The organism is Sedimentibacter acidaminivorans, assembly GCF_017873955.1.
GTDB lineage: Bacteria > Bacillota > Clostridia > Tissierellales > Sedimentibacteraceae > Sedimentibacter > Sedimentibacter acidaminivorans.
On sequence record NZ_JAGGKS010000001.1, the window covers coordinates 679,195 to 697,306 of the forward strand.

Consider the following 18,112-nt stretch of genomic DNA (forward strand, 5'->3'; position numbering starts at 1 on the left):
GCTGATTTTCTAAGTGGAATTGCATCCTCACTGATTGAAACATCATCCGTATCACTTATTGTTACATCATCCCAGGTACAAATCTCTATAGCGTCTTTATTCTGTTTTTTTTTACGTGGTTTGAAATCTCATCTAATTCTTCCATTATCCCTTGCTTTGAAAGCGACTCTTCTAAAATTTTAATTTCGTCAGAATCTGTTGTTATTTTATAAATTACTTTTTGGTACAAAGATTCTATTATATCAATACCATTAGCTACGGAATCTATCCAGAAAAAATATGAGCGCATTCCAGCAACTCCTTTAATTGCATTAGCTCGTGCAGTTTCATCCAAAATAATTATGACATTTGCCAACAATTTTAAAACTTGCTCATCTTTATATCGAGTCTTAGCAATAGCACGATCTATCATTACCTTAATAGAAGGCAAATCCATTTTTTCAACATGTTGAATACGATCTCGAAGTGCTTCATTAAGAAGACGGGTTCCATTATATCCTCTATTTGTAGTAATTACCGCTATAAAGTCAGGATGACGCTTAATTATGCGTGTTGGTAGATTTATTGTACCATCTGGCTCCAAAGCAGAGTTTAATGCCATAAGAACAGCTGCGTCACGAATAACAGTTGGTTCTTGAATCTCCAATAGATATCCATTTTCAAAAGCTCGCACAATTTCTGATGGATAAAAATTGTATGAAACATCTTTCTCATCTATTTGAGATTGTTCTTCTCCTGAAAGGACTGGTAAAATAGCGCCGATGATATCTGATTTATCCATATCAGCAAAACATGTAACCTTTGTATATGGTAAACCAAAATTGGTCGATAATGCTTTGGCCATCTCAGTCTTTCCTGATCCTGCATCTCCTTCTAATAGAATATTTGTTATTTTCATCTCTGTATTATTCCAATTTCTCTTTATTTCATTGCTTACACGAATTTCTTGCTCACTAATTTTATGTGATAATGGTTTTTTCCAGACAAACTTTTTCTCTTCTTCTGTCAACTGTCTATCTGAAGATAATACCCATTGTTCATTCATTTTTAGTACCCCATTTCTTTTAACATTCCGGAAAGGATTCTAATGACAAACTGGTAGATATTGTTTTCCATTATTTAATCCTCCTAGCATTTGGCAAGCTTCTTAATTTACGTTCATAAAGAGATTCTAATTCTTTAGTATAGTCGTCTTTATCTTTGTCCTTTTCGTCATAAGGTAAAACTTCAAGTACACCTATTTCAAAGTCATCCATTCCATTATCATTCCACATTTTCTGTAATTTATGATTAGAATGCAAATTACATCCTAACTTAAAACTACTACTATTAATATCAGCTTTTGTGTCCTTTGAAATACCAATAAAGATATCTCCCGTTGAAATGCATTTAAAATATATAATTCCCATTTCTGGTTTTCTGTACTTATATTTTAGCAAAAGTTTTTTCTTCCTATTTTCATCCATTTTTTCACCTCTATGCCATTATACCCACCTTCTTTTCTAATAACAATCCACGCTCCGTAGACTTAATGTTTAAGTAATAGCTATCTGTGAATTAAAATTAATAAATGGAACCTACGAGTATAATGTTAAATCGACCGATTTCTATTTAGAAATTCAGCCTGCTCCTTTATTACATTCCAAGAATAGGTCAGAGTATTCTTGTGTAAGGATAGTGAATTTTTCGTCCTAAAAACAAAGCTCCGCTGATTTAGATTCAGCAGAGCAATTGATTATATTTCAGTAAATTCAAAAAATTTATTTGATGTTTTTGCATATATAGTTTTTTCTTCTCGGTATGTATATGGCTGATACTCTGACTTCCTCCTGTACAGTAATTAAACAACTTGTCTGCAACAATCTCTTAGATGCATTCGAAAAATTCAAACCTCTTCACTTTAAAAATATTGATTTAATATTATATGAAAGCTTATTAGATGTTAGGTTTATTACCATCTCTTCGACTGCGGCTATACTTGCAAAACTACAAAGTAAAGCAGCTACAATTGATATACCAAACCAATAGTAAAGCAAGGGGAACGCAAACAATAAAACTCCTGTAATTTTATTCATATAGGTATGTAGAAAGGCAAGAGAATAATATTTTATAAAGCCCGTTAGTAAAGAAATTGCCTTAATCATTGATATACTTATCAACCATAATTGAATCCAGAAAAACATATCTATAATCGGTATCATTATAAACAGCATAATCATAATAAAAATAAAATCTGCAACGCTATCAAAAATTGCTCCAATTGCACTTGTATTTTTTGTCTTTCTGGCTATACTGCCATCCAAAATATCGGTTGCTCCACATACAATATATAAGACGAAAAATAAAGAAGATAGCGGTTCAACAAATAACAATATCACAGAAATAATAACTCGTATTGCAGTAAGGGCATTAGGTATATTCTTTATTTATAATCACCACCTTATAAATCGACTATTTATGCTTTCTTTGATATTTTCCAATTAACATTCCCTGTTGAAGGATATGATTTTCAGTAGATTTAAATACATCTTGTGGAAGCAATATAGATAGACTTTTCAAATATTTATTACGTTCTGTTTATCACTGCAAGGTAATCTTCCTTTGGAATCATAGGAGTTTCCAGTGCTTTTATTGTATCATCAGAAAGCGTATAATTCTCAGCAAACTCTTTACCTGCCACCACAAATTTATCTGCAAGAGGCTTGGCAACACATTTTGCCTCCGAAGCATTCATCATAGGTGTTTCCGGAACAAAAATCATAATAGGATCACGAAATGAGTTTTTAGACATAATTCTAAGACCTTCAAAATTACCATCCCAGTCCGGGAAACCGCATCCACTGATGACAATTGTTTTCTTTCTTGAAAAGTCAACTAGAGGCACATGGCAAACTGCTCCATCTACCTCAACCATTTTCTGTTGTATCAAAGGAATGGTTCTATCCAACACAGCCTTTAAATGTGACGGCATTGCATAGCAATACAGAGGAAAACTGAGAATAATAATATCTGCACCAACATATTTTTCAAGAATATCATTCTGATCATCTTCCTGAATGCACTTTCCATCTCCCTTTTCCCAGCATTTAAAGCATCCAATGCATGGATTTATGTTCTTTTTTATTACATCGATGACTTCTATCTTAAATTGTCCGCAATTATTCATTCCACCAAGAAACGCATTGGTTAAAACCATTGTGTCGCTCACGGCTTTAGGGCTTCCATTTAACACTAAAACTTTTTTCATAATTATCACCTCATCACTTTAAACAATCCATGATGGTTACAAAAGTAATAGATTGCTCTTGTCTTGCTTATTTTTAATCTGGCCTCAGCATTTCCCTCAGGATAGAGCTTCACTGACTGCGTCATTTTTTTCTTTTCACGAAGCTTCTTAATAATTGCTCCGGTTACATATTGATTAATTTAACCATCTCCTTTACAATATCAGAATAGCATTTACAATCCGATATGGGTACCTACGCAAAGTAGAAAACCAAATTATAAAATGGCAGGGGGACAGGGTGTTGGCACACGATGACAGTAAGACGAGGATGACAATACCCCGGCCCTGTGATACAAAGCAAATTAGGCATTGCTGATATAATTTACAAATTTCTCCACAAGATTCGGATCAAATTGAGTGCCTAAATTATCCTTTAATTCTTGTATAGCCATCTCTTTAGTATATATTGGTTTATAAGATCTTTCATGAGTCATTACATCATATGCTTCCAATATAGAGAATAATCTTGCTGTAAAAGGAATTTCTTCACCCTTTAAGCCTTGTGGGTATCCACTTCCATCCCAGTGTTCATGATGGGCAAATATACTTTTTCCAATATAAGAAAGCTTCGTTGACCCACTAACAATCTTAAATCCAAGTTCGGGATGACTTTTAATTTTTTGCCACTCCTCCATAGTCAACGTACCTTCTTTAAGAAAAAGTTCTTTTTCGATTCCAACTTTTCCTATATCATGTAACTCTGCTAACAAAGCGAGGCTTTCAATATCACTCTTTTCTAAACCTAATATTTCTCCCATTTGTCTGCACATCTCTACTAGCCTTTTACAATGCTCCTTGCTTTCATTATTATTTTCATATAGCTTTTTCTTAATAGCATTTATGATCATGTCATAGTTTCTTTCGCTATTAGCTATTTTATTAGCATACATCCTATCTTCTGCTAACTTAAAAAAACTGTTATAACCATTATTATCATAATCATACATAGTTGCACATCCTAAAGCTACAAGGGGTTTAATTGGATCCTTTTTTGCAATAAGGGTAGCATTTTGAATTTTTTCAACAATCTCAATAGATTCTCTTTCATCCGTTGATGGCATAAACACTACTATTTCATCTCCTCCAATCCTGCATGCAACATGATTCGATTTGATGTTTTCTTTAATTATTTCAGACACTCTAATTAACATCCGATCTCCAATTTCATGACCAAATGTATCATTTGTAATTTTTAATCCATTTAAATCTGCAACAATAATCGAAAAGGGTAAAGCGTTTTCTTGTTTTAATTGTTTTAAGGTTTCAGCCATATACATTCTATTATATAGTCCTGTAAGCTCATCATGATATGTTTTAAACATCAGTTCTTTTTTAGATTCTTCTATGGCCTGGGTTTTTTCTTTTACAGCTGCTTGCAGACTTGAGTTCCACACTGAAATAACAATTATGATAATTATTAACAGCAATATAAAGCACACTACACCTATCCAAAAATATATGTTCTGAAATAAACTTTGTCCTTGTAAAGACATCCACTTTTGCTCAATAACTTTTTTCTCACGATGTGTAATTTGAGCTAATCCTTTATTGAGGATATAGTTTAAAATAGGCCAATCACTTCTGGTTGCTATAGATAGGCTGGATTGATAAGGAGTCTCGACATTGACTATAAGATTTGAAATATTATCTCTTTCAATAGTCTCGGTAGCACTCATTATTTCTATTATCATTGCATCGGCCTCACCAAAGGCTACCATTCTCATTCCATCGTTAGGAGATTTCACTGTTCTATATTCCAACTTCGGATAACTTTCATTCAAAAATTCTATAATATCATAACCTTCCACTACTAATATGTCCATGCTTGTATTTTCTAACTTTTCGAATGTCAAATTCTCAGAAAAGTTTTTCCGAGTAATTATAACATTAGGGTTTTCTATGTAAGGTACCGTAAAATCTAAGTATCTACCTCTTTCAGTTGTTTTAGTAGCAGCTGTTATTCCTGTAAGTTCTTTTTTTTGAACCTGTTTAATGAGTTCATCAAAATTATCAAACTGCACCATCTGAAATTTAATACCTAGCTTCTGTTCCAAAAGTTTAAAATAATCCGCTGAAATCCCTACAAATTTTCCATTATCTAAGAATTCCACCGGGGGGTAATCTATTGTATATCCAATTTTAATCTCATCCTTATGTTCATCAAGCCATGTTCTTTCTTCATCCGTAAGAAAGATTTCCTCAACTTTAGCGCCCTTTGCGTTAATTAAAGAAAATATCGTTATAATTCCAATGAAAATTAATAGTATCAAAACCAGCATATTTTTTTTGAATTTTCTAAATTTTAAAATATTATTTCCTCCTCTCCAGCAATCCTTATTAGGTAAATGTTTTCAAAACAATTATACAAGTATAGCATTAGTTATTTTTTATATTAGCAATCAAAGTGCATTCTGCTTATAATTATCGATTTTATTGGTATTTTAACACTTTTAGATTAAAGAGTCAATAATTTGTCTAAAATAGTAGAGTTTAACCTAAAAGGTCACCGACATGTTGCAGTCAGTGCCTTTTTTCAATTGTTTAATTAGATATTGCCTTTGCTTCTTTATTCCCGCTTGAAAAATCTTATTGCCACAAAGGAACATATGATTGCAATTACTAACATAAAAATAACTAGCAACAGAATATTATTCATAGGTAATACCATAACCCCTCCTGCGTAAATTGAAATACTTACTAAAGCGCCAAAGGATTGTAGACTATAGATTTTACATCGCTTCTGATATCGCCAATAATAAAATACCGATCATAACGACAGCTATGCTAAGATATTGCCTATAAGTTAATCTTTCCTTAAGAAATATCCTTGATAACAATACAGAAAAGACACTGTATGAGGCAATAAGCGGAGCCGTAATAATTGCATTTCTAGACATTGCTAAGACGTAAAAAAACTGTCCAAGAGTTTCAAAAGCAGCAGCCGTACCACGATCTTTTTCGTCAAATGGGTTGAATCGCACTTTTTTTATCTTTAAATAAATATAAAAAATTACTGCACAAATAAAAAATGTAAACTCATAAGCCAGCAATGCCTCACTTTCACCAATCAACGATAATTCATCTAGGTAAATCGCATCTGCAAAAGTTCCTAAGCCATCAATAATACAATACAAAATCGGAAAGGTTATTGCCAGAATACCTTTTTGATATTTCTTTTCGTTTTCCTTCAAAATCAATGATTTATTGGAATCCATTTTTTCTAATATTGCAAGGGCTACTATTCCAGTTGTAATAATTATTATAGCAAAGATTTCTAAACGACTTAAAATATGAGTAAAAAAAATAAATATTAATAAAGAAGCTATCGCCCCAGAGGAATTCTGAATCGGAGAAGAAATTGATAATTCAATATACCGAAGACCAAAATATCCCAAAGCCATAGATAATATGTACATAAAAGATACCGGAAAGTAAGTTATCATATAAACTGGAGAGAAGGATATCCCTTTTACTATCATATAAAGAAATCCATGTAAGCCCATTACAAGTCCAACCATTATTACCGTTTTTATATGACTTGCTTCGTCACTAAGTACAGCTCCCTTTTTATAAAACAAATCAGAAAAAGCCCATGAAAAAGTTGTTATTATTGCATAAATTAACCACATAGTAATACTTATTAATACTCCTTTATAATCTTTATTTTTATTATTGCGGCATCCTCATAAAAATCCAAATTTATGTTGATATGTGTCAGCGCATTTTATACTCAAAACGCATATCCGATTACACTAAATAGTAATACTAATATTAAAACAATGAACTCAGAAAAAGCAAAACTCCTACCTGAATAATAATAAAAGTTCCATACATGGGATGCCGTACTTTTGCATAGTAGTCGGTTATGAGCAGTTTGTCAAGTACTATGTTTTCTTTATTTTTGGCATGTGATTAAGTATTGTTATTTTTAAAAGTCTTATGAATCCATAATAGGCAGGTACTTAACTTATTATAGAAATAATGTTCATTATCATTAGAACTAATCCATACTTAGTTTTTTAATAGCTTGTTTTTCATTTGGCAAAAATAATATATCTTTTCCTTTATTACATTCATAAATAAAATCTTTCAAACTCTTACTTGTATATATAGAGAAATCTCCTATGATAGCTACTCTTTTTCGATAATTTACAAATTTTTGCAAAATCTCCCCTGCAATCTTGGTGCTTAGATCAAAGAACTCTTCACATATTAACAATTTATTTATAATCATACGACTACATCCTGTTTCATAATCTACTGTTGCAAAAAAATCCAGTGCTGATTGCACATCTGTTATCAGTATATGTTCACTACATACTATTGCAATTTCAACATTATTCTCTTTAATAACACTTATTTGCATATTAATCCTCCATCTCGATAAATTATTTGTTGTTATAAAAATACTTCAAACCGTACCCTATGGTTTATTTGCCACAGATAACCGTCCATATAGCTTATTTTGTACATTCATTTATAAAGCAAGTAATAGCCTCTTCAGCAAGTCTTGCTCTACCGATCATATTTGGGCAAAAAACAATTTTTGAAACTTCATACGTATCATATTAATTTCCTTATATACGACTATAAGCGAGAATATAATTCGAAATTAGACAAGTATAAATCGACAATAATTAATAAAGTAGATATTCATGGAGCAAGTGCCATGGCAACTTAGTTCTGCTTTAGTACCATGAAAAAAAGGTCCATTATCTAAAACAACATTATTATTCATATTGATACACCTCTTATATTTTTTTGATTTATATATAACATTATAGACTGAAAATACAAATGTAATCTATAAAAATGTAGATGAATTAGATTCATGGATTAAGACTGAAAATAATTATGAATTTATCTCGATCCGATTACGTCCGTTCTGTTTTGCTTCATATAATGCTATGTCAGCACTCTTAATAAGTTTACTCATCGTATATGATTCTTTCATTTCTGAACACCCTATACTAATCGTCATATTCTCTTTAATTTCACCATATTCTAATGTTTTAGCACCTATTATGTTTATAAGTTTTTGTCCAACCGATTGAGCTATCTGTAAATTTGAATCTCTTAAAACAATGAGAAATTCCTCACCACCCCATCTTCCTATCGAATCTGTGGCACGCAGATTCTGTTGTAAGAGTCTGGAAACCTCAATGATTACTTGATCTCCAAAGTCGTGACCATATTGGTCATTAAATCGCTTAAAATGGTCGATGTCGACCATCAAAACGGAAAACAATCGGTCATAGATTTCATAAATATTCATTTGTTCTTTCAATGTATCTTCAATTTTCCCTCGATTATAGATTTTCGTTAGATTATCTGTATTAGCAAGATGCTGTGTTTTTACTAGAAGATCTTTTGTATAGTCGATTGATTGATCCAATTGGTGTAATAGTTTCATATAAATCATTTGCGTTATTGAAAATGTAAGATAAACCATAAGTAATAAACTAATCATTATGAATATTGACTCACTTTGATGTAAATAACTGTAATCAAATAATCTAAAGTTACTCAAACCAATATAAGCTCTTGAACCGTGAATGAGCACTAGTAGTGCATGAGCTATCGTTACATGAACCGCAAACCTTCTATGTTTTCTGTCCGCTTTAAATAAAATGATACAAATTGTATGAGTGAAAACAGGTAAAATCATAATCGTAAACACTATAAGCCTAATTCTTGTGTTAGGATAAAATAGAGTAAAAATACTATATAGACAAATAAAAAGTATACTACTGAAAATATAATGAACATTTTGGATTTTTATATTCATAAACTTTCCAACACCAAATAAAAGCAATATTGCACCAACATACATGAAGCTATTAGCTATAATTACAGAATAAATCGGAGATAAAACTGATTGAAGACTTGCTAGTGTAAGACCTATGGATTGGAATATGAAATCCATAAAAACGAGTAAAATACCACTATATTTATCCTTGATTCGATACCAAGCAAGGCCCAATATTAACGTACATGTGTAATTTACAAACATATAGATTTTAATTGTTGTAAATAAATCAAAATTCATAAAATAACCCTTTCATAAAATCCACTTATTTAACTTCTTTTACTCCTCGAAAACTCAGATAGATCTAATTTTTATTGATGTACACTATATATTATAATCATAGAAACAAAGAATAGCAATGAACAATTGGAAATTATTGATATGTATCAATTACCTCAATCATAATAGAGAGAATTGATTCTACTATTATCTTGTCAGTAACTTTAATATTTTTAATTCCAAATAAAAAGTACAGAACAAATCTTTAAATGCTCTGTACTTTTTTTATATTTTAAAATTTAGAAATTCTTTGCCCTTTCTTGAGTTTCTTTTATACCATTAGCTACAAGAGCTTCAACATCTACACCAGTACGATCTAATTTTTCAACGGCAATTGTGCTAACATCATATATTCCGAACAAAGCGAAAATTACCCTTACGAATTTATCTCCCATTTCATGTTATTTAATGATTTTAAATCTTCTTTATACAAATCTAAAACTATAACGTCATCATTAGGATGATTTTTTTTATATGTTTTAATAAAAGCATCAGAAACTTTAAAAGTTCTTGAAGTTCCTTCTGGTTTTGCATTTGCCTTAATATAAGAACCTTACTCATATATAATCTCCTTATTTTTTATTTTATTTTTTACATAAAGACTTTTATTATTCATTTAAAAATGTAATAAAGCAAAAATGGTAAGATTAGTAAAGTTTACTCTCAAATTATAGTAGAGTTATCCATAATAAAATGTCACTTGCATGAATTGGTACATTTTCGACATGAAACGACTATCTTATACGATTATTTCATGGTATAATATATTTGTTAAATAATAGAATTAGGCGGGTTTTTATGTTAAAAATAGCTATTTGCGATGATAATATTGCAGATCTCTCGAATATAGTTTCCATAATAGAAGACTATCAGGCTTTGCAAAGAGATAAGAATAATATTAAATATACAGCATTTCAGAATGCTGCTGATTTAATTGCAGCAATGGAGAGTGGACAAGAATATAACCTAGTAATATTAGATATTTTAATGCCTTTTATGACAGGTATGGATGCGGCGAAGGAAATACGGCAATTCAATCAGGCCGTCAAAATCATTTTTATAACCTCTTCTCCTGAGTTTGCAGTTGAGTCTTATTCCGTGGATGCGTATTATTACGCACTAAAGCCCATTTGGAAGAAAAAGCTGTTTATCCTGTTGGATAAGGTTATTTCTGAAATGGAAATCCAATCGGGTGCAAGTTTTTTTATAAAAAGCAAAACAGGTTTGACTAGAATTTATATCAACCGTTTAGAGTTTGCGGAGGTAACAGGCAGAACCATACTCTATAATCTAACGGATGGCTCTGTCATAGAGGCTATTGGTTCTTTGCGTGAACTTGAAAAGGAGCTTCTATCCAACCCATGCTTTATCAAGACACATCGCTCATATATCATTAATATGGAACATATCGACACCATCAGCCAAAGGGAAATTAAAATGCAGTCGTACGCCTTAGTGCCAATGGCAAAGGCGAATTACAACACAGTTAAGTCGGCTTATATCACATTTGCATTTAAAGGATCTAAAAACCTATGAAAATCTCTGAAAAAAACTGTCATTACAATATTCCACGCATTGTAAAAATGCCGTTCTCTTCAGTAAAGGAACATAGTCCTTGATATTTTTTCACGGAAGCCACGATGCTTTTTACTCCTAATCCATGATTTTGTTCTGTGGAGATAGGGATATCCCCTTCAAACCGAATTTTACCGTCAAAGTTGTTGCAGATCTCAATCTTCAGCTTATTATTTTGATACTTACAACTAACCCTTATTTTTCTGTTACTCTCATTTTCTATCTTGTTGCAGGCATGAATTGCGTTCTCTATTCCATTTGACAAAATTACACAAATGTCAGTGAAGTGCATAGAAATTTTCATTGGAACAACCGCATCAATTTCAATATCTATATTTTTGTTTTTTGCTTTAGTAGCATAGGCCGATAGAACTAAATTGATACTTGTATTTTCACAATATTGTTTGACCAATATGTCTGTAACATCTCTGTTAATCTTGGTAATATAGGCTAAAGCCTCGTCTGTGTGGCTTTCTGAGATGCAGGTACTTATATACTGCAAATGATGACGAAGATCGTGGCGATAGATAGCACCTTGCTTCTGAGATTCCTTATACTCCTCTATTTGAATTAAGGTGGTATCAATCTGCATTTCCAGTATCGTCTGTTCCATTTGCGATGCATAATTTTTATCCATTTCAATAAAGTACGCAATTATAAACGTATAAAATACAAAGTTAAAACCCACGCTAAATAATCCGACAACCAATATATTTGAGTTGTAAAGTGCATCCGTGTATACAGTTGTTGCATATGTAATAATATAGGATGAAGCAGGTACTACTGTTAAAAGGATAATTCGTGAACTTGAATATTTCAATATCCGATTCACATAGGGACACAGATATTGGTAGATTACAAACAACAATATAATAGAAGCTATGATCTTAGCTATGATTAATACCGTTGGATCATTGTTAAATAATAACGCAACCACTTCGCCAAACCATCTTCTAGGAGCCGTAAGAATATACGAAGTAAAAAGAACAAATAATACCAAATTCAATCTTTTTTTAAAAATATAACAGAAAAAGAAAACAAGTGGCAAGTGAACGACTAGTGGATAAGATGTTTCTATGAATTTCGCACCAAAAACATGATAAAGTTCAAACTGTAAAAATGCATTAAATAATACATAACACGATAAAATTAATATATTTTTCCTGTTTAATTTAATATCAAGAAAAAAAACCATAATCATTACGCCGTAAATAAGTACGCTAAAGTAATCTAAAACAAATAACATGAATTATTCACCTGCTTTCTAAAAAGTTTTTATGTAATCTCATATCAAAAGAACTTCATTTAATTATATTCATTTCTTCTTCGCAAACTAGAATTATTATTATAAGTAAACTTCACCAATACACATATAATACTATTACATTATATATTACCTTGCTCCATCCACCAACATTTTTTTATTCATATTTTTAAAAAGATTTAAAAATTCTTTTTTTTAAACCAACGTTCTAATTACATCCAAACTTAGTCATTTCATGTCTTAAAATCGCCATTTCATGCAAACGGCATATTTTTCAAAATAAATGTAGTATAATGTTACTAGGAAATTATATGCGCAAATAAAAGAAGTTAAAGGAGAATATTAATCATAAAAAGGAGTTTTATTTACGAAAAAATTTATTAGTATTATTGTAGAGTTAATAGTCTACAAATCAAGGAAAAATGTCAGAGGCTGATTATATTGCAAATGCTCTGAATTAATTCACGTGTATCAGAGTTAATTGATGCTTATAATAACGGCAATACAGCAGAAGGGGATAAAGAAAACGCTATTTCAGAAAAATTGTTTAACACTGCTACTGAGCTTTGGTATAGCTCAACAGAAACAAATTAAAGATATATGTAATCTTAGAATAGATACGATAAACCGCAAAATCAATTATTTTTTTAAATAACAAATAATTAGGAGGCCAACTATGTATGATTTTTTGAACATAAGTTTAGAAAAGAGAAAACAATTTATAAAGAGAAGTTTATTTTTGTATGCTATAATTTTTTCAGTAATATTATCTGGTTGCAGTGGTGAAGATTACGGAACGGAACTTACTTTTGCAGAAAACAACGAACTTTATTATACCGAGAATATAACTGTAGAAGAAGCAAAAGCGCTTGGAGACTATTTAGTCAAAGAAGAGTTCTTTACAAATGATGGCAATGGAATCAGTTTACAATTAAATAAGACTGTAGATATTTACGAATTTCGTATGGTAGTAAATGAAGGTACTGAGAAAGATCAAGATACAATAGATTCAATGAAAATATTCGCATATGAATTATCACAGGATGTATTCAATGGAGAAAGTCTAAATATCCATCTTTGCGATGACACCTTAAAAACCTTAAAAGTAGTGGAGCCTATTGATTATGGAACGAAACTTATTTTTACAGAAAATAACGAACTCTATTATACTGAGAATGTAACAGTAGATGAAGCACAAGCGCTTGGAGACTATTTAGTCAAAGAAGAGTTCTTTACAAATGATGGCAATGGAATCAGTATACAATTAAATAAGACTGCAGATATTTACGAATTTCGTATGGTAATAAATGAAGGTGCTGAGAAAGATCCAGATACAATAGATTCAATGAAAATATTCGCATATGAATTATCACAGGATGTATTCAATGGAGAAAGTCTGAATATCCATCTTTGCGATGACACCTTAAAAACTTTAAAAGTAGTGGAGCCTAATGATTATGGAACGAAACTTACTTTTGGAGAAAATAACGAACTCTATTATACTGAGAATGTAACAGTAGAAGAAGCACAAGTACTTGGAGACTACTTAGTAAAACAAGATTTCTTTGCAGATGATGGTAATCTTAGAAGTATACAATTAAACAAAGCTGGAAATACTTACGAAGTTCGTATAATAATAAAAAAAGGGCTTGAGGAAGATCAAAGTGTAATAGATTCAATGGAATTCTTAGCAACCGACCTATCAATCAATGTATTCAATAATAAAGATATAGATATACATCTTTGCGATGACAACTTTGAAACTTTAAGAGTAGTATTAGCTAATTAATTAGATTAATTCAGAAAAATATCCGTAATAAAAATATTAGATAAAGCCATATGTAAAATTCAATATGTGTCATTGATAAATTTTTAGGCGAAGAATTAGAAAAATTAAAGTCTAAATAAAATAAAAAAAGGGTGCTTTCTTATGATATTTGAAAGCACCTTTGATATGTGTTCCCTTAAATTTATAAAGATTATTTCTTTCTTGTTATAGGCAACCATACCTCACATTTGTAATCCGGTGATTGTTGATCCCCTTCATAATAAACCTCTATGTCAGGGGCATTTGCATATTCATAACCTGATGTTGGCAACCATTCTGTTACTATACGTTTTTGCAATACTTGTATGGCGGAGGGCATGGAACCGACGCATTCAAAAACTGCCCAAGTACATACAGGTACAGTATATTCTGTCAACTCTTCAGGTGTATCCTTGTCGGTGGCTGCTGCAATATAATAATCAAAATCCTTACCGTTCATGCAGGTGCTTACTCCTAACAATCCAAACGGTTCCTTGTCAATCAGATTGAGTATTGTTTGCACAACTCCGCTTTGTATAGTTTTTGCCAAAACAATGGTACTTCTGCAAAACATTCATCAACACTCATGCTGTAGTGCTCTTTCACTCCAACAATCTTAAATGCTTCCTTTGTTACAATTTTGTAATTCATCTCACTATCTCCTTTAATTGCTATTTTGAAGCTAATGTGAGGATATGCCTTCAGTGATACTCCCTGTTTTCTTGCTGCCGTCGGAGAAATACCATGAATATTGTGAAAAGCTCTATTAAAAGCAGTTGGTGAGCAATATCCATATTTAAGAGCTATATCAATAATCTTCTCTCTTCCAGCCTGCAAATCGAAAGCTGCCATTGTCAGTCTTCTTCGTCTTATATATTCTGAAAGCGGAACATCTGCAATATAAGAAAACATCCTTATAAAATGAAATGTTGAACAACACGCAATCTGTGCCAATTTATCATAACTGATCTCTTTGTCAAGGTTTTCTTCAATATAATCAACTGCTTCATTTAATCTGGATAACCATTCCATCACATCATCTCCTTCAATTAAAATCATATAGTAATTTCACATTAAAATCCTCTCATTTTTTGCACTAATTTGAGAGTTTCAAAATTAAATAACAAATTGAGACTTTTCTTCTGTCTTAAATGTTCACATTTATCAAACACCCAATTTTTCTATAATAATCGTTAATCGTATGTTGCACTTATCTCTTTAGTTACTATATAATCATTTTTCATGTGTAATATTTCTATATTAATTAGTCTAAATGTTTAGCACTTTTATTTGATAATAACTTATCCAAATATATGGATTTAAACTGTTTACTAGCCATCACTTGTTTTAAAGGTGGTAATTTAAGAATAAACCCAAGTACTGCCGCCATCGCACGATGATTGGCAAATGCTTGGTTATCAAATATAAGATTTTGAAGCTTGCTCTTTCATAATTCAAAATATGAATTGTGTTATCATTAGTCAAAATTGGCGCCTGCACATAAACTCGGTTATAAATCATGACGACGCACCTTTCGCTCTTTTATTCGGCGCGGTATACAACCTCAAATTCTTCGCAGACAACGAGCATATTCTCTGAAAATATTTGATCAATTTCGATTAGTTCTTTTGCAAAGCAAGATGCATGGACTTCCCTCCAAAAGCGTAAACTTCTGTCTCCTTCGCCTTCCAAGTAGGCGTGTTCTGCACTAACATTCAAAAACGGTACGACCTTTACAGATGTTGTCCTAATAATGCACAGAGCACTCCCGTCCGTTTTCAATATTATATTGTAATCTCCCACCTTCGGCAGATCGCAGTTTTCATATAAATATAACGGATAAGCGGAAGCCGTGGCGGTCTTAATTCCACTAAGAGTCAGCTGCAACAGCAGATCGGGATCATCGCTTCCATAACACCACGCTTCATATTGTTCATTTTTACAGGCAGGTTTTTCATCAGTGTACGCCTGCCAAAGTTCTTGTTCTTTCATAAGATCATATTTTCCTTTCTATATCGATACGCTCCTCCAGTGAATGTTCCTTTTTGATTATTTACCTCACAGTTACTATTTTTCATAGCACTGGTTACTTTTATTACGCTTTCAACTGTAGTTGCTCCGTTTTCGATTGCTCGAATGATATCTTTCTCTGAAACATGGTTGCAGTAGCAAACATATTTACCTATTACTATATTATTAGCTTCTTCAATACAGTAGCAACATTTTTTTTCATCCATGTTATCCTCCAATTTTATAATACTTCTATTCATTTCATCAAATTCACTAACCTCTTAAACTTTGTTTCTATCATATCATAAAAATGTCTAGTTAAAAATATTATTTTATGATATGATTCACTTGTAAAATAATGATATTTTATTACATTTGCATTTAAATGAGCTAAAAACACCATTTACAGTATGTTAACATCTGTATTTTATAGTCAAATTTTCTGTAAAGCCAAAAATAATAAACTACACATAGAAATAACGAATAGCTTTGAAGGCACGGTTATGCTTGTTGACAAAATACCAATAAGTATTTTAGAAAATCATGGCTATGGTACAAAAAGCATTGCAGCGATAGCAGAAAAATATAGTGGAGTATATTCCTTCACAGCAGAAAATAGAATCTTTAGAACGAGAATTATCTTGTAATTTATTAGGTCTTAAGAAATTAAATAAACAACAGCAAAGCTAGGGACTTCAATTCGAAAACAAACAATCCTCCCAGACGGATAATTTCCGTCTGGGAGGATTGTTTTTATAGATATTATTTCAAAAGTTCCTCAAGGTTCATTATAACCTGAGCTGTTTGTGCTCTGGTTGAAGTTGATTTAGGAGCAAATAACGGGTTCCCGTTTGGGTCGTTGCCCATGCCTTTCATGAGGTCTTTCATGGTCATAAACATGACGCCTTCATCAGCCCAAGAGGAAACCTTGTCAAGGTCTCCATATGTAAGCTGAATAGCCCATTCATCTTTTGGTCCCTGGTCTTTAAATTTCATGTAGTTTGTCATCATTACAGCCATCTGCTCTCTTGTTACGGCTGCGTTAGGTGCGAACTTATCTCCGCCTGTTCCGCTTACGATACCTTTGTCACTTGCCCATGCAATATATGGTGTATAATACTGATCGTTCTTCACATCGGAGAATGTATTTTTGTTTGCGTACATAGTAGCATCTATGCCTTCCATTCTGCCCAAAATTGTCACGAACATACTCCTGGTCATCGCAATTTTCGATCCAAATGTGGTGTCTGTCTGACCTTTCATCAACCCGTTCATATTTACAAAGGCTACTGCATTATAATACCATGCACTACTCTTTACATCGGTGAAAGGATTTACCCAACTAACCAAATCATCATATCCGATTATGTACTTTGAAAAGTGATCTACCACGAAGGCAACTGATTTGGTCTTTGTATCATAGGTACATTTAATTTCAGTCAAGCTTCCATCGTCAGCCATGTACCAAACCGTTAAATTGTCAGCTGTTTCGCCCTCTTTTAACTCGTAAGGAATACTGACATATACATTCCCTCCATTAAAATTTGAAATGAGCTTGCCACCGGATATAACCGTCAGGTCATAGACATTTTTGTCCCCAACCTTTGCTTGCTGATCCCCAGTTAATGTGGTCTTCACAACATCTTCTACGATTACTTTGATATTTGTTGCAGCAGCCTGTGTGCCCATTGCTGCCACTGCCTTGCTGTCAAAGGTCAGCGTGCCATTGTCTGTAACTACAGTCAAGCTGTTGTTGTTACCAGTAAGTGAGTCTAAACCAGAGGTTGGAAAAGTTACCTCACTGGTTTTGTTTGAATTGATGGTAACAGTTTCTCCATCTTTGGCTACGCCTGCTGCATTATTCAGCTGTTTTCCAGTTATGCTTCCTGTGTTGGTGTTAATTACAGTTGTTGCTGTGGAGCTAGATCCGCTAGTAGTTGTGGTCGCAGTTATGATTGCTCCTACTTTGGCACTTTCTACTGCAATACCTGTTGTTGTTCCTGCCGAAGCTACCGGCGTTACTTCAAAACTTATATATTTTTCAAGATCTACAGCCTGAAGCGAATAAGTAGTTGCTGTTGC

Annotated in this window: 15 protein-coding genes and 3 pseudogenes; 3 read left to right on the forward strand and 15 right to left on the reverse strand. The window is 32.2% G+C overall.

The window, feature by feature from the left end:
- Window positions 1-85: 85 nt before the first annotated feature.
- The 9 genes and pseudogenes from J2Z76_RS16565 to J2Z76_RS03145 all read right to left on the reverse strand — a co-directional run bounded on the left by J2Z76_RS16565 (window position 86) and on the right by J2Z76_RS03145 (window position 9,918).
- The gene (locus J2Z76_RS16565; protein WP_245210284.1) at window positions 86-1,045 is read right to left on the reverse strand and encodes an AAA family ATPase; all 960 of its coding nucleotides are present in this window, start codon (window positions 1,043-1,045) and stop codon (window positions 86-88) included.
- Window positions 1,046-1,115: 70 nt separating this feature from the next.
- Entirely contained in the window at window positions 1,116-1,466 is a 351-nt protein-coding gene (locus tag J2Z76_RS03110) for a GIY-YIG nuclease family protein (RefSeq protein WP_209510511.1), read from the reverse strand.
- Window positions 1,467-1,895: 429 nt separating this feature from the next.
- On the reverse strand, window positions 1,896-2,426 hold the full coding sequence (locus J2Z76_RS03115) for a CDP-alcohol phosphatidyltransferase family protein (RefSeq protein ID WP_209510562.1): 531 nt from the start codon (window positions 2,424-2,426) through the stop codon (window positions 1,896-1,898).
- Window positions 2,427-2,566: 140 nt separating this feature from the next.
- Window positions 2,567-3,247: a flavodoxin family protein gene (locus tag J2Z76_RS03120; RefSeq protein ID WP_280922356.1), complete on the reverse strand. Its 681-nt coding sequence runs from the start codon at window positions 3,245-3,247 to the stop codon at window positions 2,567-2,569.
- Between the two features lie 341 nt (window positions 3,248-3,588).
- Window positions 3,589-5,565 (reverse strand): diguanylate cyclase, encoded by a 1,977-nt coding sequence (locus tag J2Z76_RS03125; protein ID WP_209510513.1) that lies wholly within the window; start codon window positions 5,563-5,565, stop codon window positions 3,589-3,591.
- A gap of 450 nt (window positions 5,566-6,015) precedes the next feature.
- Window positions 6,016-6,915 carry an EamA family transporter gene (locus tag J2Z76_RS03130; protein WP_209510514.1) on the reverse strand — a complete coding sequence of 300 codons (900 nt, stop codon included), beginning with the start codon at window positions 6,913-6,915 and terminating at the stop codon, window positions 6,016-6,018.
- 371 nt (window positions 6,916-7,286) lie between these two features.
- The gene (locus tag J2Z76_RS03135; RefSeq protein WP_209510515.1) at window positions 7,287-7,652 is read right to left on the reverse strand and encodes a DUF4180 domain-containing protein; all 366 of its coding nucleotides are present in this window, start codon (window positions 7,650-7,652) and stop codon (window positions 7,287-7,289) included.
- 486 nt (window positions 7,653-8,138) lie between these two features.
- Window positions 8,139-9,212: a GGDEF domain-containing protein gene (locus J2Z76_RS03140; protein WP_209510516.1), complete on the reverse strand. Its 1,074-nt coding sequence runs from the start codon at window positions 9,210-9,212 to the stop codon at window positions 8,139-8,141.
- A gap of 401 nt (window positions 9,213-9,613) precedes the next feature.
- Window positions 9,614-9,918, reverse strand: a pseudogene (locus J2Z76_RS03145) (hypothetical protein).
- A 254-nt stretch (window positions 9,919-10,172) separates the two neighbouring features.
- Between J2Z76_RS03145 and J2Z76_RS03150 the strand changes: the two are divergent.
- Complete coding sequence (locus tag J2Z76_RS03150) at window positions 10,173-10,910, forward strand: LytR/AlgR family response regulator transcription factor (protein WP_209510517.1); 738 nt, start codon at window positions 10,173-10,175, stop codon at window positions 10,908-10,910.
- Window positions 10,911-10,932: 22 nt separating this feature from the next.
- On the opposite strand, the gene J2Z76_RS03155 is transcribed toward J2Z76_RS03150, so the two are convergent.
- Window positions 10,933-12,195: a sensor histidine kinase gene (locus tag J2Z76_RS03155; protein WP_209510518.1), complete on the reverse strand. Its 1,263-nt coding sequence runs from the start codon at window positions 12,193-12,195 to the stop codon at window positions 10,933-10,935.
- Between the two features lie 694 nt (window positions 12,196-12,889).
- Between J2Z76_RS03155 and J2Z76_RS03160 the strand changes: the two genes are divergently transcribed.
- Window positions 12,890-14,002 carry a hypothetical protein gene (locus tag J2Z76_RS03160; protein WP_209510519.1) on the forward strand — a complete coding sequence of 371 codons (1,113 nt, stop codon included), beginning with the start codon at window positions 12,890-12,892 and terminating at the stop codon, window positions 14,000-14,002.
- Window positions 14,003-14,192: 190 nt separating this feature from the next.
- Here J2Z76_RS03160 and J2Z76_RS03165 read toward each other — a convergent pair.
- The 4 genes and pseudogenes from J2Z76_RS03165 to J2Z76_RS03180 all read right to left on the reverse strand — a co-directional run bounded on the left by J2Z76_RS03165 (window position 14,193) and on the right by J2Z76_RS03180 (window position 16,290).
- Window positions 14,193-15,052, reverse strand: a pseudogene (locus J2Z76_RS03165) (AraC family transcriptional regulator).
- A 232-nt stretch (window positions 15,053-15,284) separates the two neighbouring features.
- Window positions 15,285-15,467: pseudogene (locus J2Z76_RS03170) on the reverse strand ((Fe-S)-binding protein); the annotation flags it as partial.
- Window positions 15,468-15,562: 95 nt separating this feature from the next.
- Window positions 15,563-16,012: an ASCH domain-containing protein gene (locus J2Z76_RS03175; protein ID WP_209510520.1), complete on the reverse strand. Its 450-nt coding sequence runs from the start codon at window positions 16,010-16,012 to the stop codon at window positions 15,563-15,565.
- Entirely contained in the window at window positions 16,009-16,290 is a 282-nt protein-coding gene (locus J2Z76_RS03180) for a (2Fe-2S)-binding protein (protein ID WP_209510521.1), read from the reverse strand. The genes J2Z76_RS03175 and J2Z76_RS03180 overlap by 4 nt, the downstream gene beginning before the upstream one ends.
- Window positions 16,291-16,440: 150 nt before the next feature.
- Here J2Z76_RS03180 and J2Z76_RS03185 point away from each other — a divergent pair, with 150 nt between their 5' ends.
- Window positions 16,441-16,677, forward strand: coding sequence for a GHKL domain-containing protein (locus J2Z76_RS03185; protein WP_209510522.1), 237 nt, complete (start codon window positions 16,441-16,443; stop codon window positions 16,675-16,677).
- Window positions 16,678-16,792: 115 nt separating this feature from the next.
- On the opposite strand, the gene J2Z76_RS03190 is transcribed toward J2Z76_RS03185, so the two are convergent.
- A partial coding sequence (locus J2Z76_RS03190; protein ID WP_209510523.1) for an S-layer homology domain-containing protein occupies window positions 16,793-18,112 on the reverse strand: 1,320 nt, incomplete at its 5' end.